The 19,194-nt window shown below is 55.6% G+C and carries 19 protein-coding genes and 1 pseudogene; 12 read left to right on the top strand and 8 right to left on the bottom strand.

Features of this window, described 5'->3' with window-relative positions; all coding sequences use genetic code 11:
- Positions 1–54: 54 nt before the first annotated feature.
- Genes zur through BMY45_RS17335 form a run of 4 tightly spaced genes read left to right on the top strand, consistent with a single transcriptional unit; the run spans position 55 to position 2,851 of the window.
- Positions 55–537 carry a zinc uptake transcriptional repressor Zur gene (gene zur, locus BMY45_RS17350; RefSeq protein ID WP_047229782.1) on the top strand — a complete coding sequence of 161 codons (483 nt, stop codon included), beginning with the start codon at positions 55–57 and terminating at the stop codon, positions 535–537.
- A complete protein-coding gene (gene znuC, locus BMY45_RS17345; protein WP_092399671.1) occupies positions 537–1,319 on the top strand; it encodes a zinc ABC transporter ATP-binding protein ZnuC in 783 nt (260 codons plus the stop codon). The genes zur and znuC overlap by 1 nt, the downstream gene beginning before the upstream one ends.
- Complete coding sequence (gene znuB, locus BMY45_RS17340) at positions 1,312–2,100, top strand: zinc ABC transporter permease subunit ZnuB (protein ID WP_047229780.1); 789 nt, start codon at positions 1,312–1,314, stop codon at positions 2,098–2,100. The genes znuC and znuB overlap by 8 nt, the downstream gene beginning before the upstream one ends.
- A 37-nt stretch (positions 2,101–2,137) precedes the next feature.
- Positions 2,138–2,851, top strand: coding sequence for a PA5502 family lipoprotein (locus BMY45_RS17335; RefSeq protein WP_092399669.1), 714 nt, complete (start codon positions 2,138–2,140; stop codon positions 2,849–2,851).
- Between the two features lie 117 nt (positions 2,852–2,968).
- Here BMY45_RS17335 and katE read toward each other — a convergent pair whose 3' ends face one another.
- Positions 2,969–5,107: a catalase HPII gene (katE, locus tag BMY45_RS17330; RefSeq protein ID WP_092399667.1), complete on the bottom strand. Its 2,139-nt coding sequence runs from the start codon at positions 5,105–5,107 to the stop codon at positions 2,969–2,971.
- 262 nt (positions 5,108–5,369) lie between these two features.
- Between katE and BMY45_RS17325 the strand changes: the two genes are divergently transcribed.
- From BMY45_RS17325 to BMY45_RS17315, 3 genes are all read left to right on the top strand, one after another.
- Positions 5,370–6,377 (top strand): methionine ABC transporter ATP-binding protein, encoded by a 1,008-nt coding sequence (locus tag BMY45_RS17325; protein WP_092399665.1) that lies wholly within the window; start codon positions 5,370–5,372, stop codon positions 6,375–6,377.
- Positions 6,377–7,051, top strand: a complete 675-nt coding sequence (locus tag BMY45_RS17320) for a methionine ABC transporter permease (protein WP_092399663.1) — start codon at positions 6,377–6,379, stop codon at positions 7,049–7,051. The genes BMY45_RS17325 and BMY45_RS17320 overlap by 1 nt, the downstream gene beginning before the upstream one ends.
- A gap of 79 nt (positions 7,052–7,130) precedes the next feature.
- Entirely contained in the window at positions 7,131–7,904 is a 774-nt protein-coding gene (locus BMY45_RS17315; RefSeq protein ID WP_092399661.1) for a MetQ/NlpA family ABC transporter substrate-binding protein, read from the top strand.
- Between the two features lie 264 nt (positions 7,905–8,168).
- On the opposite strand, the gene BMY45_RS27705 is transcribed toward BMY45_RS17315, so the two are convergent.
- The 3 genes and pseudogenes from BMY45_RS27705 to BMY45_RS17305 all read right to left on the bottom strand — a co-directional run bounded on the left by BMY45_RS27705 (position 8,169) and on the right by BMY45_RS17305 (position 11,024).
- The gene (locus BMY45_RS27705; protein WP_143071658.1) at positions 8,169–8,474 is read right to left on the bottom strand and encodes a hypothetical protein; all 306 of its coding nucleotides are present in this window, start codon (positions 8,472–8,474) and stop codon (positions 8,169–8,171) included.
- A 139-nt stretch (positions 8,475–8,613) separates the two neighbouring features.
- Positions 8,614–9,174, bottom strand: coding sequence for a hypothetical protein (locus BMY45_RS17310; RefSeq protein ID WP_143071657.1), 561 nt, complete (start codon positions 9,172–9,174; stop codon positions 8,614–8,616).
- A gap of 679 nt (positions 9,175–9,853) precedes the next feature.
- A pseudogene (locus BMY45_RS17305) lies at positions 9,854–11,024 on the bottom strand (IS256 family transposase).
- Positions 11,025–11,241: 217 nt separating this feature from the next.
- On the opposite strand from BMY45_RS17305, the gene BMY45_RS17300 reads away from it, so the two are divergent.
- The 4 genes from BMY45_RS17300 (at position 11,242) to BMY45_RS17285 (ending at position 14,259) form a co-directional block, all read left to right on the top strand.
- Positions 11,242–11,616, top strand: a complete 375-nt coding sequence (locus tag BMY45_RS17300) for a lysozyme inhibitor LprI family protein (RefSeq protein ID WP_092399657.1) — start codon at positions 11,242–11,244, stop codon at positions 11,614–11,616.
- A gap of 333 nt (positions 11,617–11,949) precedes the next feature.
- Entirely contained in the window at positions 11,950–13,074 is a 1,125-nt protein-coding gene (locus BMY45_RS17295; RefSeq protein WP_092399655.1) for a GGDEF domain-containing protein, read from the top strand.
- Positions 13,075–13,476: 402 nt separating this feature from the next.
- Positions 13,477–13,896 carry an organic hydroperoxide resistance protein gene (locus BMY45_RS17290; protein ID WP_092399653.1) on the top strand — a complete coding sequence of 140 codons (420 nt, stop codon included), beginning with the start codon at positions 13,477–13,479 and terminating at the stop codon, positions 13,894–13,896.
- 33 nt (positions 13,897–13,929) lie between these two features.
- Positions 13,930–14,259, top strand: a complete 330-nt coding sequence (locus tag BMY45_RS17285; protein ID WP_092399651.1) for a hypothetical protein — start codon at positions 13,930–13,932, stop codon at positions 14,257–14,259.
- Between the two features lie 116 nt (positions 14,260–14,375).
- Here the strand turns inward: BMY45_RS17285 and BMY45_RS17280 are convergent, their stop codons facing one another.
- Positions 14,376–15,164, bottom strand: a complete 789-nt coding sequence (locus BMY45_RS17280) for an SDR family NAD(P)-dependent oxidoreductase (RefSeq protein ID WP_092399649.1) — start codon at positions 15,162–15,164, stop codon at positions 14,376–14,378.
- 334 nt (positions 15,165–15,498) lie between these two features.
- Here BMY45_RS17280 and BMY45_RS17270 point away from each other — a divergent pair, with 334 nt between their 5' ends.
- Complete coding sequence (locus tag BMY45_RS17270) at positions 15,499–16,362, top strand: TIR domain-containing protein (protein WP_092399645.1); 864 nt, start codon at positions 15,499–15,501, stop codon at positions 16,360–16,362.
- A gap of 323 nt (positions 16,363–16,685) precedes the next feature.
- On the opposite strand, the gene BMY45_RS17265 is transcribed toward BMY45_RS17270, so the two are convergent.
- The 3 genes from BMY45_RS17265 to BMY45_RS17255 all read right to left on the bottom strand — a co-directional run bounded on the left by BMY45_RS17265 (position 16,686) and on the right by BMY45_RS17255 (position 18,934).
- Positions 16,686–17,366 carry a hypothetical protein gene (locus BMY45_RS17265; protein ID WP_092399643.1) on the bottom strand — a complete coding sequence of 227 codons (681 nt, stop codon included), beginning with the start codon at positions 17,364–17,366 and terminating at the stop codon, positions 16,686–16,688.
- A gap of 307 nt (positions 17,367–17,673) precedes the next feature.
- Entirely contained in the window at positions 17,674–18,027 is a 354-nt protein-coding gene (locus BMY45_RS17260) for a DUF6124 family protein (protein ID WP_092399641.1), read from the bottom strand.
- A 553-nt stretch (positions 18,028–18,580) separates the two neighbouring features.
- Positions 18,581–18,934, bottom strand: coding sequence for a VOC family protein (locus tag BMY45_RS17255; RefSeq protein ID WP_092399639.1), 354 nt, complete (start codon positions 18,932–18,934; stop codon positions 18,581–18,583).
- Positions 18,935–19,194 lie beyond the last annotated feature (260 nt).

Genomic DNA, 19,194 nt, shown 5'->3' with positions numbered 1-19,194 from the left:
AAGAGGCGAGAACGGGTAACATAATAACGTCTCTCACTAAAATCGTCGCTGCCCATGCCTATTACGCCCCTTGCCAGTCGTCCCCATGATCACTCTCACTGCGTGCACACTGCGCTGTCCGAGGCCGACGCCATCTGCGCACGCCAAGGGTTGCGCCTGACCGCTTTGCGTCGACGCGTGCTGGAGCTGGTCTGGCAAAGCCACAAGCCGCTGGGCGCCTACGACATACTCGCAGTGCTCAGTGAGCAGGACGGCCGCCGCGCCGCGCCGCCCACGGTTTATCGAGCGCTGGATTTCCTGCTGGAAAATGGCCTGGTGCATCGCATCTCGTCGTTGAACGCTTTCGTCGGCTGCAATCACCCGGAGCACGCCCACCAGGGCCAGTTCCTGATCTGTCGCGAATGCCACGCAGCCATCGAGTTGGAGCAGAAGTCCATCAGCGATGCCATCGTTGCCAGCGCCAAAGAAGTGGGTTTCGTGGTGGATACCCAGACCGTCGAAGTGGTCGGGCTCTGCTCCGGTTGCCAGGGGGCCTGATGAGCAATGCGTTGATCCGTCTCGAGCACGTAGCCGTGACGTTCGCCGGCCAGAGCGTGCTGGATAACATCCACCTGAGCGTCGAGCCGGGGCAGATCGTCACCCTGATCGGCCCCAACGGCGCCGGCAAGACAACCCTGGTGCGTGCCGTGCTGGGGTTGCTCAAGCCCGACAGCGGCACCGTCTGGCGCAAGCCGAAGCTGCGGGTCGGTTATATGCCGCAAAAGCTTCATGTCGACCCGACGCTGCCCCTGTCGGTACTGCGCTTCTTGCGCCTGGTGCCTGGCGTGGATCGTGAACGGGCCCTGGCGGCGCTCAACGAAGTCGGTGCCGAGCAGGTAATCGATAGCCCGGTACAAAGTGTTTCCGGCGGTGAAATGCAGCGCGTTTTGCTGGCTCGCGCGCTGCTGCGCGAGCCAGAGCTGCTGGTGCTCGACGAGCCCGTGCAAGGGGTCGACGTGGCCGGTCAGGCCGAGCTGTACAGCCTGATCACCCGCCTGCGCGACCGTCATGGCTGCGGCGTGCTGATGGTTTCCCACGACCTTCACCTGGTCATGAGCACCACCGACCAGGTGGTCTGCCTCAATCGCCACGTCTGCTGTTCCGGGCATCCCGAGCAGGTCAGCGGCGATCCGGCATTCGTCGAACTGTTCGGAAAGAACGCACAAAGCCTGGCGATTTATCACCACCATCACGACCATGCCCATGACCTGCATGGTTCGGTGGTCAGCGACTCATCTGTTTCTACCCATGTTCATGGAGATGGCTGCAAGCATGGCTGATTTTCTGTTGTACGCCCTGCTCGCAGGCCTGGCCCTCGCGATGGTGGCCGGCCCCCTGGGCTCGTTCGTGGTCTGGCGGCGCATGGCCTATTTCGGCGATACCTTGTCCCACGCGGCCTTGCTGGGCGTGGCCCTGGGCTTTTTGCTGGATGTCAGCCCTGCCGTGGCGGTGACCGTCGGCTGCCTGTTGCTGGCGGTGCTGCTGGTGACGCTGCAACAGCGTCAACCGCTGGCGTCCGACACGCTGCTGGGCATTCTGGCGCCCAGCACCCTGTCTCTCGGGCTGGTGGTACTAAGCTTCATGCATGACGTGCGAATTGATCTGATGGCCTACCTGTTTGGCGATCTGCTTGCCATCAGCCCCATGGATCTTTCGTGGATTCTGGGTGGCAGCGCGGCCGTCCTTCTGCTGCTGGTAGCGCTCTGGCGCCCGTTGCTGGCGGTTACTGTGCATGAAGAACTGGCGCGGGTCGAAGGCTTGCCCGTGGTGGGTTTGCGGCTGGCGTTGATGCTGTTGATTGCGGTGGTCATTGCCGTGGCGATGAAAATCGTCGGTGTGTTGCTGATTACTTCTTTGCTGATTATCCCGGCGGCCGCAGCACAGCGGCACGCCCGCTCCCCGGAGCAGATGGCCCTGGGTGCAAGCCTGCTGGGCATGCTCGCAGTGTGCGGTGGGCTGGCGCTGTCGTGGTTCAAGGACACCCCGGCCGGGCCGTCGATTGTGGTCAGCGCCGCCGCGCTATTTCTGCTGAGTTTTGTCCTGCCCCGTCGAGGGGTGTAGACTTGCTCGCTTTTTGCGCAAATAGAGAGTCGCAGGAATGAAGCCGTTCGCCTCCCGTTATCTGCTCCTTGTCGCATTTTCCCTGCTGCTGGGCGCCTGCCAGAGTTCGCCACCGGTCGCCGAAGCCCCCGATACCCGAGGCCCGGCCATCGCGCAGTTTGAACAGAGCCTGGCCGGCAATGAGCTGGCCACCGCTGAAGATCAACTGGCCGCACTGCAAGCCCAGACGCCCGAGGATCCGACGCTGGAACCCTATCAGCGGCGCCTGGCCGAGGCGTATTTGCGCCGCAGCCAGATCGATCTGCAAAAAGGCGACGTCAATGCCGCCGCCACCGCACTGAGCCGTGCCCGCGCCTTGATGCCCAAAGCGCCAGCGCTCACCGGTGAGGTCAACAGCGAAATTGCCGAAGCCCGCAAGGCCGAGCTGGAAAAAGCCGAGGCCGCCCTCAAGGCCGCCGAAGCCAAACCGGTTGCCAAAGTGATCGACCCGAGTGCTGAGAGCACGACAGTTGCGCTGAATATCGGCGATATCCAGAAAATGCGTCGACAACTGGATGCCATTGCCGCCGACGTGGTGAATTTTCAATGTGACGTCAGTATCCAGGCGCCGCGCACTGACGATTATCCTTGGCTGGCTACGCTGCTGACCAAGCGGGTCAAGAAACTGGACCCAGGGTTTGATTTGAAACTGCAAAAGCAGATTTTGCGCAGCGTTCCGGCGCAGATGGTTCTGACTCCGCGCAGGCCTTGAAAGCATCGCGAGCAGGCTCGCTCCCACATGAGTTTTTATGATCGACACAAAACCACTGTGGGAGCGAGCCCGCTCGCGATAGCGTCCTACCAGCGACAAAGCGCTTTCAGACTACCCTCAAGCCGGAATCGCCTTGGCCTTAGGCTCCCGCGCCCACACCCGATGCTGGGCAATCGCGTCGAAGAACGTCTGGAACTTGCCAGCATCCGCGTCAGGAATCAGCCCCGCATCCGCCTCCAGCTTCAACAACACCAGCAGTTGCCGCGCTTCACCATTGAGGGCGATGGCCTTCAGGTGCTTGTAGGCCTCCAACACGTAATGCAACGCCACACCGTCCGCACTCAAGGCCTTGATCGACTCCGCACCACCCGGTACGAACACTGCGTCAAAGGCAATGGATGGCAACCCTTCCATGGACGCATCCACCGGCAGCGCCTGCCCATCGGCGGTAGTGACCGGGGCAGAGGTTGGCCCCAGCACTTTGGCGTGAGCACCCTCGGCTTCCAGGGCCTGCTTGAACGCGTCGATAATTGCCCCATCGACGCCGTCGGCCACCAGAACAGCCACCTTGCGCGTCTTGATGTCCCCGGACAGCAGGTTCGCCTGACTCAAGGCGGGGGATTGCTCCAGCGAAGGTTTCGGTACATCCACGGTGCAGGTGGTTGGCGCTGGCAGCCCAAGGTTTTTCGCCACCCGCGCGGCCAGTTCCAGATCGATGTTGGCCAATATCTCGTTGACCTGCCGCGCCCGAATAAACTCCCGATCCACCTTGCCCAATTCGAAGCTATAGGCGGCGATGATGTGTTCCTGTTCGTGGGGGCTCATGCTCTTGTAGAACAGCCGGGCCTGGGAAAAGTGATCGCCAAACGACTCGCTGCGTTGACGGATCTTGTGGGCATCGATGCGCTCTGGATAACTTTCGAAGCCGCCGTCCGCAGGACCTGGCGGGGTTTCCTTCGGCCAGCCGCCATCGATAGAGTTCGGCTCGTAGGAAGCGCGTCCCTTGTCGATGGTGGTGCGGTGCATGGCGTCACGCTGGCCGTTGTGCACCGGGGTAATCGCCCGGTTGATCGGCAACTCATGAAAATTCGGCCCACCGAGTCGGCTGATTTGCGTATCGGTGTAGGAGAACAGCCGGCCCTGCAGCAACGGGTCGTTGGAAAAGTCGATACCCGGCACGATATGCCCAGGGCAGAAGGCGACTTGCTCGACCTCGGCGAAAAAATTGTCCGGATTACGGTTGAGCACCATCTTGCCCAACGGCGTGATGGGCACGAGTTCTTCCGGGATGATCTTGGTGGGGTCGAGGAGGTCGAAGTCGAACTTATGCTCGTCTTCTTCGGCGACAATTTGTACGCCGAATTCCCATTCCGGGTAGTCCCCCATCTCAATCGATTCCCAAAGATCGCGACGATGGTAGTCAGTATCTTTACCGGCGAGCTTCTGCGCTTCGTCCCACACCAGCGAACAGGTGCCAACGGTGGGGCGCCAGTGGAATTTGACGAAGCTGCTCCGTCCCTCAGCGTTGATCATGCGGAAGGTGTGTACGCCAAAACCCTGCATGGACCGCAGGCTCTTGGGAATGGCCCTGTCAGACATGGCCCAGATCACCATATGGGCTGACTCCGGCACCAGCGAGACAAAATCCCAAAAGGTATCGTGGGCCGAGCCGCCCGTAGGAATTTCATTGTGGGGTTCGGGTTTCACCGCATGGACGAAGTCTGGAAACTTCACCGCATCCTGAATAAAAAACACCGGCATATTGTTGCCCACCAGGTCGAAGTTGCCTTCGTCGGTAAAGAACTTCACCGCAAAGCCACGCACATCTCGCACGGTGTCGCCGGATCCCCGCGGGCCCTGCACCGTGGAAAAACGCACGAACACCGGGGTTTTCTTACTCGGATCCTGTAGGAAACCAGCCTTGGTCAGCGCGGAATGCGCTTCATAGCATTGAAAGTAACCATGGGCACCAGTGCCGCGGGCGTGGACGATGCGCTCAGGGATGCGCTCATGGTCAAAGTGCGTGATCTTCTCACGCATGATGAAGTCTTCCAGCAGCGAGGGGCCACGGGCCCCGACCCGCAGGGTGTTCTGGTTATCGGCGATTTTCACCCCCTGATTGGTGCGCAAAGCCTGTTCGGTGGCGTCGGAGCGAAATTGCTCCAGGCTCTCGAGCTTGGCGTTGGTGTTGCCGCGATCCAGGGTGTCGGTCCCGGCCAGTTGGCTCTTGTTGACCGTGGGCTTTTTGGTACTCATCAGGCATAACTCCTCTTTGCGATCCCGGAGGCCAGGACTCTTGAGTTCGATACCGCAGGTTCCATACCCGGGCATTTTCGAGTGGCTTAATGAGTGACCGATGCCGTTTGGCCGTGTTCCTTTTTTATGGCCTTTGATCGCCTTATTGCCAAATGGCTGATTCAATCGCAAATAAATGCTAAGAACCTCTATACGGACAGGCTAAAATGCGCGCCCGGCTAACCGCTGATCCTTTTCCAACGCGCCCCACAAGGTTCGCTACGTGATCGAGTTTCAAAACGTTTTTAAAACCTACCGGGTTGCCGGTAGGGATATCCCCGCCCTGCACCCGACCAGTCTGACGATTGAGAACGGTCAGGTCTTCGGCCTGATTGGCCATTCCGGTGCGGGAAAAAGTACCCTGCTGCGCCTGATCAATCGCCTGGAAGACACCAGCGGCGGCAAGATCATCGTCGACGGCGAGGAAGTCACCGCCCTGGACGCCAGCGGCCTACGGCGTTTCCGTCAGCAGGTCGGGATGATTTTCCAGCACTTCAATTTGCTGGCGTCCAAGACCGTGGCCGACAACGTGGCACTGCCACTGACGCTGGCAGGCGAATTGTCCCGCAGCGAAATCGACCAACGCGTCGCCGAATTGCTGGCGCGGGTGGGCTTGTCCGACCACGCCAAGAAGTACCCGGCACAGTTGTCCGGTGGTCAGAAGCAGCGCGTCGGCATCGCCCGCGCCCTGGCGACCAAGCCCAAGATCCTGCTGTGCGACGAAGCCACCAGCGCACTGGACCCGCAAACCACCGCATCGGTGTTGCAACTGCTGGCGGAAATCAACCGCGAGCTGAAGCTGACCATCGTGCTGATCACCCATGAAATGGACGTGATCCGTCGCGTCTGCGATGAAGTGGCGGTGATGGACGCCGGCGTGATCGTCGAGCAGGGGCCCGTGGCCGAGGTGTTCTTGCATCCCAAACACCCGACCACCAAGCGTTTCGTCCAGGAAGACGAACAGATCGACGAAAGCGAACAGCGCGACGACTTCGCCCACGTACCGGGGCGCATCGTGCGTCTGACGTTCCAGGGCGAAGCGACCTACGCGCCATTGCTCGGCACCGTCGCCCGGGAAACCGGCGTGGACTACAGCATTCTGGCGGGTCGTATCGACCGCATCAAAGACACCCCCTACGGACAACTGACCCTCGCCGTCACCGGCGGTGACATGGAGGCCGCGTTCGCCCGCTTCACCGCGGCTGACGTCCACATGGAGGTGCTGCGCTGATGGAACTGTTGAATTCATTCTTCGCCAACATCGATTGGCTGGAAATCTGGTTGGCGACTGGCGACACCTTCCTGATGCTCTTCGGTTCGCTGTTGTTTACCGTGCTGCTCGGCCTGCCGCTGGGGGTGCTGCTGTTCCTCTGCAGCCCGCGCCAGCTGCTCGAAGCCCGGGGCGTTTATGCGCTGCTGTCGCTGATCGTCAACATCCTGCGTTCGCTGCCATTCATCATCCTGTTGATCGTGATGATTCCGTTCACGGTATTGATCACCGGCACCTCCCTGGGCGTGGCCGGCGCGATTCCGCCATTGGTGGTCGGCGCGACACCATTCTTCGCCCGCCTGGTGGAAACCGCCTTGCGCGAAGTCGATCGCGGCATCATCGAAGCGACCCAGGCCATGGGCGCGACGACCCGGCAGATCATCGTCAACGCCTTGCTGCCGGAAGCCCGCCCGGGCATTTTTGCCGCGATTACGGTGACAGCGATTACGCTAGTGTCCTACACGGCCATGGCCGGTGTGGTCGGTGCCGGTGGTTTGGGTGACCTGGCAATCCGTTTCGGCTACCAGCGTTTCCAGACCGATGTGATGGTGGTCACGGTGGTCTTGCTGCTGGTGCTGGTCCAGGTCCTGCAAACCGTGGGCGACAAACTGGTTGTGCATTTCTCTAGAAAATAAGGCCTCGCGGCCAATAAACCATGAGCCGGCCATTCGCTGGCAGGCGCCGAGAGCGGGCGCCTAAAAAGGAGTTAGCTGAATGAAAAAATTACTGGTTGCCTTCGCTGCCGCCGCAGCATTTTCCGCCCACGCCGCCGACACCCTGACCGTCGCGGCGACGCCGGTGCCGCACGCGGAAATCCTCGAATTCGTCAAACCGGCGCTGGCCAAAGAAGGCGTGGACCTCAAGGTCAAAGTCTTCACCGACTACATCCAGCCGAACGTACAAGTCGCCGAAAAGCGCCTGGACGCCAACTTCTTCCAGCACCAGCCGTACCTGGATGAGTTCAACAAGGCCAAGGGCACCCACCTGGTGAGCGTGACCGGCGTGCACCTGGAACCTTTGGGCGCGTACTCCAGCAAGTTCAAGGCACTGGCAGAAGTGCCAGGCGGTGCCAACGTGGTCATCCCCAACGACGCCACCAACGGCGGCCGTGCGCTGTTGCTGCTGGCAAAGCACGGGGTGATCACGCTGAAGGATTCCAACAACATCCTGTCGACTACTAAAGACATTGTTGAGAACCCGAAGGATTTGAAATTCCGTGAGCTGGAAGCCGCGACCATTCCGCGGGTGCTGACCCAGGTGGATCTGGCGTTGATCAATACCAACTATGCGTTGGAGGCGAAGCTTGATCCTTCCAAGGATGCGTTGGTGATTGAAGGTAGCGACTCGCCGTATGTGAATATTCTGGTTGCCCGTGAGGATGACAAGGACAGTGAGGCGATGAAGAAGCTGGCGGCGGCGCTGCATACGCCGGAAGTGAAGGCTTTTATTCTTGAGAAGTACAAAGGGGCGGTTTTGCCGGCGTTTTGAGCTGATCGGGTGGTGAAGAAACGGGGCTGCGTGGGAATGCAGGCCCGTTTTTTGGTTTGGAATGTCGATGGGATGGTGGGCAGGAAGTTTACTTCCACTCAATGAGATGAGTAGATCAAGCTTCTTTGATTTATCTTCTATCACAGCCTGGGTGGTAAGACTAATGGGGCTTATCGGCCAGTCTGTCTTAACAGCCCAAACGGCCAGATGCGGGCGATTTGCCCGCTAAATTAATCTTTCGCTTGTTGCGCCGGTCGCGCATAGTTACGCGGGTGGTGGAAAAATTCCATACCAGGCACTTGCAACCCAAAATACACCTGATGTAAGACCCGTTAGTCCAGCCGTTACTCTGGTGAATTTATCCGGCGCTCGTATATTATCTCCTGGCTTTGGAGGTGAAAAATACTCACTACCGACACAGATAATAGCAAGTATAGCCAATAAGCCTGCTCCGAGATTTAGCCAAGCTCCGGTTACACTTGAGGGAGGAAATGATTTAAAACAGACCAAAATTAACGCAAAAGAAGATAAAGCAATTGAAAGCAACGCTACTTTTTTTGAGCTTCTCATATGCGATCCTTGCGACATCGTTTATTGCCGTTCGAAATGAGGCAAAATATAAATACAATTTTCCCCACCATAATCTACCTGTTCCATTTTCATTGCTAATCAGAAATCGGACAGGGCAACATTTTTCCAAATTATTCAATTATCGGTTTATAGACCATTTTTCTATTTGCTTGTACCCCACATACAGAAGTAGCCCCACGAAGGTCGAAGTGAGAAAAGCAATCCAGATAAACCAAGTTGCCCTTCGGGCAGCCTCATAGAAGCTCATCGTATCTGTGTAGTCGCGCTGATTCAAAATAATATTTGATAAAAGATTAGTCGCAAGACCAGCCGTGAAGAATGGAATAACATAAAGTGCTACTTGATACTCACTTTTTAAATCTCTATCACTAATAGTGTCCTCTGGCAAAACATTAAAAATAGACTGTACCAAGCCTAAAAAAAGTGCCGCCAATAGCAGTAAGGTAATTGCAACTGCAACATCTAACCACTTTGGCGTTTTTGGATCACGTATAAGAAACATTAAGGATACGGAGCAGACACCCACACCAACAGTTGCATATACATGAAACGCATTGACTGAACCCCACGACATTTTGTACTCCCTATGTAATTTATCGATATTTACGCAGCCAAATAACTCACGCAGAATATCGGCTGCTTTGCGTTTAGCTTTAGTCCGAAACACCAAAAAATTCAATAAGTTTAACACCGCAAACCATCGCGACTCCGGCTTACTTTATTTTGAGGGTAGTCCCTGTCGGAGCTTACTTGATTTGGACAAGGACCCTGCAAACATGATGGTCTTCGAATTTAGTAGTCAAAAGCATCCTCGGCATTAAATAATGCTCTACGGATCTTAGAAGAAGCAAACAGTCCTGAGATTGTCGAGGCTGCGTGGCTGGCGCGGGCTGAGCCTCGGCAACTTTAGGAAAGTTACAGTACGCTGGTTGCCGGCCCGAAGCGGAAACGCTCTTTTTTGGCCGAAAATAGCTTCTCACAATCGCCCCTCCTCGTAGGTTAACGCTCCTTCATGCGAAGGTGAAAAAGGCGCGACACTCAGCTGAAAAAGGGGTGGCAGCTGTACGCAGGTTAGTAGACCGGGGACTAAGGGGCTAGACGGGTTTGCAATTGGGGGGTGAAGTGGGTGATACGGTTTTGTCTGTAAGAATTTTTCGGGGTGGGTGGGGCTGCTTTGCAGCCCAGCGGGAGCAAGCTCCCTCGCCACGAATATTTGACCGGCTTGGAGATGCCCGCTCGCTCGATACGTGATGGTTGCTTGTCTTTCGGTCCGAAAAAGGTGGGGAACGACGACGCAGGGGAGTGTCAGATTTTTTGTGTGCGGGCCGGTGACGGCCTGCCGTTAGGCAGACCTTCATTTACCACGTCGGCCTGATGAACCGGTCCCCATACAGGATCGCGAACTGATTCATGGCACTTTTCCAGTCGTGGGCCGCACTGCCCCAGTTTGCCGTGATATTGCGCAAGCCCAGCCAGATTAATTTGGTGGCAGCATCATCGGTTGGGAAGTGTCCCCTCGTTTTGATGATCTTTCGCAGTTGAGCGTTGATGCTCTCGATTGCGTTGGTCGTGTAAATCACTTTCCGGATGGCGGGTGGGAAGACAAAAAACGGGATAACTCGATCCCAGGCGCGTCGCCAAGCAGCGACGACGGTCGGGTACTGTTTGCCCCAAGGCCCATTTTCGAACGAGTCCAAAGCCGCTTCGGCGGCCTCGGCGTTGATCGCTTGATAGATCGGTTTGAGAGCCTTGGCCAGTTCCCGACGTTTGTCCCAGGCTGCATAGTCGAGGCTGTTGCGGATCAGATGCACGATGCAGGTTTGCAACGTCGTCTCAGGAAACACCGCGCTCAGGGCTTCTGGCATGCCTTTGAGGCCATCGGTCACGGCAATCAACACGTCTTCGACGCCGCGTGTCTTGAGGTCATTGAAGACCTTCATCCAGAACTTGGCGCCTTCCGTTGTCTCGATCCAGATGCCCAAGATATCGCGGGTTCCGTCCGGTAGTACGCCCAAGGCCAAGTAGATGGCCTTATTGCGGACCAGACCTTCTTCCCTGATTTTGACCCGCAGCGCGTCGAAGAAGATGACCGGGTACATCGGCTCAAGCGGTCGCTGCTGCCAAGCGCCGATCTCTTCCATCACCGCGTCGGTGACTGAGCTAATGAAGTCGTGCGAAACGTCTGTGCCGTACTGTTCCAGGAGAAACGCTCTGATCTCGCGAACCGTCATGCCCCGGGCGTACATGGCGATGATCTTGTCGTCGAAACCGGTGTAACGGCGCTCGTGTTTGGGGATCAAAATGGGCGAAAAACTGCCATCCCGGTCGCGTGGGATATCCAGCCGCAGCGGACCATCTCCGGTCAAAACGGTTTTTCCACTCTTGCCATTGCGCTGATTAGTTTCATCCTCCGGGCGCTGCCGAGGCGTCCTCGATGGCTTCCGCTGTCATCAGCCCCTCACCAAACTGCTCAAGCAGCTCTTTTGGGATTTTGGGCAGGTCACGCTGGGGTTTCTTTTTGGTTGGCATACATGCACCTCTTACTCATGTTATGCCCGAACACAAAATTTCTGACACTCCCCGACGCAGCCTTTTTCAGCGATCACTTGCTCCCGAACCCCTATCAGCATTTGCCCATTGTTCGGGCCGAATGAACCATAGGATCCGCTTCATTGTTCTACAACCCTCATGATAAATTCCTCACCGCGACCTCTAATGGATAGAGGGCAGTCAGGGAGTGAAGTGAGTGATCAAGTCTTTGTTGGTTGGGACATTGCTGGCAATGGCATCAGCATCGGCATCTGCGATGAGTTGCGATAACCCTAGAAACGCCTATGACAGGACCTATTGCGCGTCGCTGAAAATGGTTCAGTCGGATCAGGAAATCAACGAGCAATACAAGAAGACGATGAGTGCCCTGACCCCGGATCAAAAGAAAAAGGTGAAAGCCGCTCAAATCCAGTGGATCAAAATTCGTGACAACGCCTGTTCCAACGATGGCCTGCTCTACCTGGACTGTGCCAATGAGAAGACCGAGGCGCGTATCGTCATACTCAAGGCTGTCGAGCGCGAGTGCCGTGCTGCCGGTTGCGACGACGCCAAGCTGTCGCAAGTCGAGTAACCCGTAAACAATGGGCACCTCGGGCTTGCTCTCGCTCATTCAGCATTGCGCGCCATCCCTTTTCTGCCAAGGGCAGCTGACATCTATCGCTAAGAAGAAGCGATAGGACAAACGAATAGTCGTACCCCACGAAAACCCGACGTAACGCGTCGGGTTTTTCTTTGGCGGGTTCACCCGCTATCGCGAAGGGGATGCTTCGCAGCCAGCGGGAGCAAGCTCCCTCGCCACGGGGTTTTGGCTCAATCGGGGCCGTGGGTGTAATTCAGTTGTTTGCGTTGGTGGCAGGGTGCCACAATCGTTCTTTTTCAGTTGCGTCACGATCAGGTGGATCACATGCATGGCCCAAGATCTCGGAATGACCAGGCGCTTTTCATAGCCGAGCAGGTGCGAACTGACCGATTGCAGCAACTGTTTCGCCAATCCGTGTCTGCGGTTTTTGGTAGCTACCTCGCTGCCATCATGCTGAGTTGGCTGTGCTGGGATCGTTTTGAACACAACGTCATCTTTTGGTGGCTGGCCATATTGACCGGATCGACGTTGTTGCGCATCTCGCTGTTTATTGCCTATGTTCGCAGCGACGAAAGTGAGCGCACGCCTGAACGCTGGGAGCGCAAATACTGGATCACGCTCGTGTCGTCCGCCAGCGTCTGGGGCGGCGGCGCATTAGCGGTCATGCCGGCAGACGATCTCTTGTCGCAGGCACTGGTCATGCTCTTTACCGTCGGAATGTCCGTCAGCGCGGTGTCTTGCTACTCCGCTTACCGCGACATGACCCTGGTCTCCATTGGCCTGGTCCTATTGCCGTGCACCGCCTGGCTGCTGTTTCAACCGTCGCCGATTCAAGTGGGCATCGCCCTGTCGATCTTGGTGTTCGCAGCATTTGCGGCCCGCGCTACACACAAAATGTCCCAGGCACTGGAAACCGCTTTTCGACTCACCCGTGAAATGGAACAGGCGAACAGCATTTCAACCCGTGCCGCCCAAACCGATGAACTGACGGGCCTGAAGAGTCGGCGGGCCTTTTTCGAGCATGCCCAGCAGCTTTATGACGAATGTAAGACCAACCGGTTGGGGTTGTGCGCGGTCATGTTGGACATGGATCACTTCAAGCACATCAACGACACCTACGGCCATCAGGTCGGGGATCAGGTTTTGCGCAAGATGGGGGCGGTCATCAGTTCGTCGTTTCGGGCGACGGACATTCACGGCCGGCTGGGTGGGGAAGAGTTCGCCATTCTGCTTCCGGACACTTCCATCGAAGTCGCTACCCAGATTGCAGAACAGCTCATTGATACGATTGCAGGATTGATGATCGAACCTGTTCACAGCATATCAGCGAGCCTCGGCGTCGCGTCTACGGAGGCCTGTAATAAGGATCTTCACAGCTTGATGAACGATGCGGATAAGGCCCTGTATCGGGCGAAGGCGCTGGGGCGCAACCGAGTGGCTGTTGCTTAGTCGGATTGGCTTTGCCTCATCAGTCGGAATTGATCGTGTCCACACACTGCGTCACCTTCCATAAGCGGAACGCGGAGCGCCCCTGGCGGCATTCCCACGCGGGAGCGTGGGAATGATCGAGAAACCCCGAACGCCCTCTCTTCGAAGGCCTGCAATTGCGCGGGCACTGACTCCCTGACACCTACCTTCCCCTTGGCTCACCCCGCCGCGGGTGATGCTGCGCTGTCCGAAAATAAATTCTTTTGCAGATCAATTGCTTAATTCAATTTTGATAATTTTTTGAAAATTTATCTTGCGCGCAAAGTATTTGAGCGTTAACTTTATCTCAACTGGTTAGCGCACAAACATTTAGCGCATACTAGAACTGAAAATCGATCAGCCCATTCAGCAAGAGGAAACACCATGAACGTTCTCTATACCGCAGTCGCAACCTCCACCGGTGGCCGTGATGGCCGTGCTGTTTCCAGCGACAAGATTCTCGACGTGAAACTGGCCACACCAAAATCCCTGGGCGGCGCCGGTGGTGAAGCCACCAACCCTGAGCAGTTGTTCGCCGCCGGCTACTCGGCTTGCTTCATCGGCGCACTGAAGTTTGTCGCCAGCCAGAGCAAACGCAGCATTCCTGCCGACGCCTCGATCACGGCACACGTCGGCATCGGCCAGATCCCAGGCGGTTTCGGTCTGGACATCGACCTGCACATCAGCCTGCCAGGTCTGGATCAAGCCGAAGCTCAAGCGCTGGTCGACGCGGCTCACCAGGTTTGCCCGTACTCCAACGCGACACGCGGCAACGTCGACGTCCGTTTGCACGTCACCGTCTAACTCACTTCATCTACGAATAAAAAGGATCAAGACATGAACACTTTCAGCAAAACGCTCGTTGGCTCGCTTCTCGCACTGGCGCTCGGCAATGCATTCGCAACTTCTTTTGTTCAACCTACGGTCGCGGAGGGTGGTTCGGATCGGTTGATCGAAAAACGTGTAGCCGAAGGCGGGTCGGATCGACTGATCGAAAAACGTGTCGCTGAAGGCGGCTCGGATCGGTTGATCGAAAAACGTGTAGCCGAAGGCGGCTCGGATCGGCTGATCGAAAAACGTGTTGCTGAAGGCGGTTCGGATCGGCTGATCGAGAACCGCGTGGCCGAAGGCGGCTCGGATCGCCTGATGGAAAACAGAGTGGGCTGAACAATCCCTTCACCGCTCCGAAAATCGGTTGAATCAACCCATGTTGCTGCCAGAACAAAAAACGCCGCTTATCTCTCATGAGTAAGCGGCGTTTTTTTGCAATGTGTCATGGGATTCTAAACGATGCTATCCACCACCCCCCCATCAACACGCAGCGCCGCTCCGGTGGTGGCCGAGGCCTGCTCCGAGCTGGCATAAATGATCATGTTGGCAACCTCCTCGACGCGTGCCGCGCGCTGGATGATCGAGGTGCTGCGGTGGTGGTTGACGAAGTCTGCCGCGACCTTTTCCAGGCTTTCCCCCGTGCGCTCGACGTCTGCCTTGAGCATCTGGGCAACCCCTTCGGAAAGCGTCGGCCCAGGCAGCACCGAATTCACTGTAACGCCCGTGCCGGCAAGGCGCTTGGCCAAGCCGCGAGCAATGGAAAGCTGTGCGGTCTTGGTGAACCCGTAATGGATCATGTCGGCAGGAATATTCAGGCCAGATTCCGACGAGACAAACACAATCCGCCCCCAACCGCGCTCGACCATGCCCGGCGCGTACGCCCTGGAAACACGCACGCCCGACATCACGTTGGTTTCGAAGAAACGCTGCCATTCGCTGTCTGGTGTTTCGAAGAAATCCTGCTGTTTGAAAATGCCGAGATTGTTGATGACGATATCGAAGCGCGGGTACTTCGTGATCAATGCCTGGCAGCCCGGCTCGTTGCTGAGGTCGCCAACGAAACCGTCGGCCCTTGAGGCAAGATCGCCCAAGCGCTGCAACGCATCTTCCACGCTCCTCTCGCTGCGACCGTTGATGACCACTTGGGCACCGGCTTCGAGAAAGCCTTTGGCTGTGGCGAAACCGATACCGCTGGTGGATCCGGTGACTAAGACGTGACGGCCGGTGAAGTCGATTTTCATGGGAGGGACTCCTTGATGAATGGACTGGAGGGGCTGTGCGATATTTTTGGCTGGAGGATAGTTTAACGGGGTTAGAGATAGATCTTCGAGAGTCTCGAATCGTCGTTCATCCAGCGCTTTCGATTCGCAGGGGGTTAATCATGGACGCGATTGGGGATTTGCGCCTCTTTGTGCGCACTGTTGAGATGGACAGCCTGAGCACTGTGGTGCGCAAGCGAAAGGAAAAAGGGAAGAATTTTCTGTCCGGCAATAAATCAGTCTTTTTTTAGCTGACAACGCGGCACTGTCGTTGCTTAATTGGTTATGCTTAAATTAAGAAAAGTGCAAGAAAGACATGGAAGGTAAAATGAGAAAACCTCGCATATTTTTGGCTTCTTCTGTTGAAGGACTTGATGTAGCCAATGCTATCAATGAGAGCCTCGACTACGATGCTGAAATTGTCCACTGGAAGGATGGCTTTAGTTTATCGAGTTATACAATAGATAGCTTAATGGAAAAGTCTCGAACAGTGGATTTCGCTATTTTTGTCTTCACTCCGGATGATGTATCGACTATCCGTGAGCAGAGTCATCTCGTGGTAAGAGATAACGTACTTTTCGAATTAGGTCTCTTCATTGGTAGCTTAACAAAAGAACGTTGCTTTATTATCAAACCCCGAGGTATTAACCTTCACTTTCCGACGGATCTACTGGGGTTAACTCCTGCTGACTTCGAGGGGAATCGTTCAGATAATGACCTAACGCAAGCAGTCAATGCACCGTGTAATAAGGTGAAAAAGGAGATAGTTCGACTTGGCTTGGCATCGGAAGATGTTGCTATTATCAAAGCTCGCACCAAAAAAACAGGATTTGACTATAAGATCGGAACTACTGAGCTACGCCTGTTATTAGAGGTATTTGAAAAAGGTTTGCACAACGTAGAAGGAGTTGTATCAAGCGAGCTATTCAATGGATCTAACCCGAACGAATTTTACTCCATTGCAATCGTCAAGTTAGAACGTTTAGGGCTTATCGAGAAGTCTATATGCAATGATAATATGTACGAGTATTATACGTACTCCGTTACGCCTGACGGGCTCGATTATATCCTTGCAAATGAGGTAGAAGTTAAAGCAGCAAAAAAGCCAGAACCGACAAAAAAAGATATCAACCCTTCGGCAAAGGACTTTGATGCGTTTGACGATGATATTCCTTTCTAATCAATATTGGTTTATAGCTGCGCCAAGGATGTAACATGGATCTCGAAAGTATTTACGATAAGCTGGTGAAGCTGATAAACGAAATTGACGATCTGGAAGCCGTGGACGTGAAGGCTCAACAGCTTAAACCAGGTTTATACCCACGACCATCTTAAAATATCGTTTAGGGAAATGCAATAAGAATGGTAAATGCTGGGACATAGAAAATCTTAGAGACAACCTTGTTAGGATGCCATTGCCCGAGAATTTTAACATTCCTTATGACTCGTCTATTCCGCGTTGGAACAATAATGCCGTTAGGCCCTTACATACCCATGTCGTATTTACTTTTTCATCGGTAGGCAATGTCCTGCGTCCCGGCAGTCTTGTAGCAACACTTGAAGCTCATCATCTTTAGTGACTCTGATAGCGCCATCCAGCAGCAACTCCCATTTCGAGCTAAGTGCCTCGCCGCGCCAGTAGCGTTCGGCCGCCGTTGGGTCGCCTGTTTCAAAAAGCTGATCGTAGAAACTTGCATCAGCCTTGAATAAGTTGATTTTCTGTTCAATGGCAACAGATACGATATGTCGGGAGCCAGAGAACATTTCTTGCAGCAGGGCACGACCATGAGGCCCATCCTCAGCTACCCAAATGCAGCCCAGTCGGGAGGGCGCTTCCGGAGCGACACGTCGTCGTACCTCCTCCATCAGTAACTCGGTTTCGTAAATCTTAATCAGGCGGTCTTTTTCCTCCCCCAGCCACCCTCGTCGGGAGCCGTACCCATCCGTAATCGTCATTTCTCTACTGAGCATGAAGCCTTTCATAAACGTTGCAGTACGTGGCGTTACTGCTGACCGGAACTCAGCCTCTTGAATAGAGGCGAAATTTAGGTCTTCAACGCGCACATGGCTTACACCGACGCCCTCGTCAACTAACGCAATACAGCTCGGAGACATGATCAAAGGTTTGAGCGCAAGGTTATTGCAGGTCATGAAGTCGACCGGATCGAACGCATGAATAAGCATCACTCTCTCGCTTGCAGACCTATGGAAGGGGGAACTTGATAGTCCATTTTACTTTACGCGAGCCTGATCATCGCAGACAGTGCCTAGCGTTGTAGATGATTCAAGAGGATTTTCCTCATTTTGCAAGTGAAACCTCATCTAATCTAACTCTAGGTATAGTCGCAAGGTGGATTAACTGGGGATGTTACACTTCACGCCCCTCATAGGTCGCTGCTCCTCGACCGATGCGACAGTCGGGAGCAGCGACACGAGAAAGCAAACCTGACACAAGATGCCGGGTTTATTTTACTGGGACGATGTTTACCTGCTATCCCGGTTCAATATTATCCAACGCCCGGTTCGCCAGCAATGAACTCAGTTCGATCAGTTGCTGGATGCCAAGGGCAACGTGACGGCGGGAGCCCTCCAATTCGAAGGCCAGGTCGTTGACCATTGCATCGGCTGAAGCCAGGGTTTCGCTGAGGTTGGCCAGGAGGCTTTCGTTGTCGATGTCTTTGACGACGGTGAATATCTGGCCTGGTTGGGCCGTGTCTTCAGGCTTCTTTGGTGAGAGGTAGAAATCGAGAGCGCGATTGGCGGCTTCGTCAAGCTTTTGGGTTTTGGATTTGGAGCGCTGCGGCGCTTGGTCCGTTTCCGGAGGGTTTGGAGTTATTTTGAACATACGCTGGAATCCTCGAGTTAGGCCGCGACCTCTTCCCTACTAAAAGAAGGGGTGGCGGCTGTACGCAGGTTAGTAGACCGGGGATTCCAGCATTGCCGGCGCGCCGAAGCGCCCTGCGCACAGTCACCATAAAGGACAGGAATTGGGATGCCTGCCTGAGTGGAGAACTCATGCTCTTGCGGGAAAACCACGGGCTACTAAACCCGACCACTGATGGGCAGTGGCAGGGAAACGATAGAGCCCGGGTGCAAGGCGCACAAGCGGACGGATTCTGGCGTAGTTGTAGGCAACGGCGCAAGGATGCGTGGGTTGGTGGAAGGGTGGCGGTGGGGGAATAAACGAGGCTTTGGATTGCCTTGGGATTTGGGGCTAGAGGGGTTGGTTTTGCTTGGTGGGGTAGTGGCTAGTGCGGGTTGTCTGTAGGAATGATTGGGGCTGCTGCGCAGCCCAGCGGGAGCAAGCTCCCTCGCCACAGGGGAGTGCCGTTCGATTGAATCTATCCGTTCAGATGATTTATCTGACAGGGCGAGGGTGCTTGTTTTCGATCAGTCTCTCAGGAAGCCGACCACACGGCCAGTTCATAGCCATCCGGGTCGATAAAGTGGAAACGTCGGCCACCCGGGAAAGCGAACACTTCACGACTGATGATCGCCCCTGCGGCTTCGAGCCTGAGTTGGGTACGCTCAAGGTCATCGGCGTACAGGATGATCAACGGGCCACCCGGGCGTACAGGTTCACCGGTCGTGAAACCACCGGTCAGGCGACCGTCGCTGAATTCGGTGTAGGTCGGGCCGTAGTCGACGAAACTCCAGCCGAATGCGCTTGCATAGAAGGCTTTGCTTCGGGCGATGTCGCTGACATTGAACTCGATGTTATCGATCTGGCGGTCATTACCTCGAATGCCCATTGACGCGTCCTTGGCTGATTGGGAAGAGGCAAGCTTAGGGCATTCGGCTCTCAACACTCCAAAATTTATCGCGCCTTCAACGACGGTTGCGGTGACAGTTCGTTAGATAAAACGAACCCTTGGTTGGGGCTGCTGCGCAGCCCAGCGGGGATAAATCCCCTCGCCACAGGAGGGGGAGTCGGTTGATTCAGCGGCCGCCGTCAGGGCGCAATCGCGAGCAGGCTCGCTCCCACAGTTTTTCCGGGTTGTTCACAAACATC

This window comes from Pseudomonas sp. NFACC39-1 (genome assembly GCF_900110355.1).
Lineage (GTDB): Bacteria > Pseudomonadota > Gammaproteobacteria > Pseudomonadales > Pseudomonadaceae > Aquipseudomonas > Aquipseudomonas tehranensis.
The sequence above is the reverse complement of the archived record's forward strand: the minus strand, read 5'-3'. Positions and strand labels throughout refer to the sequence as shown.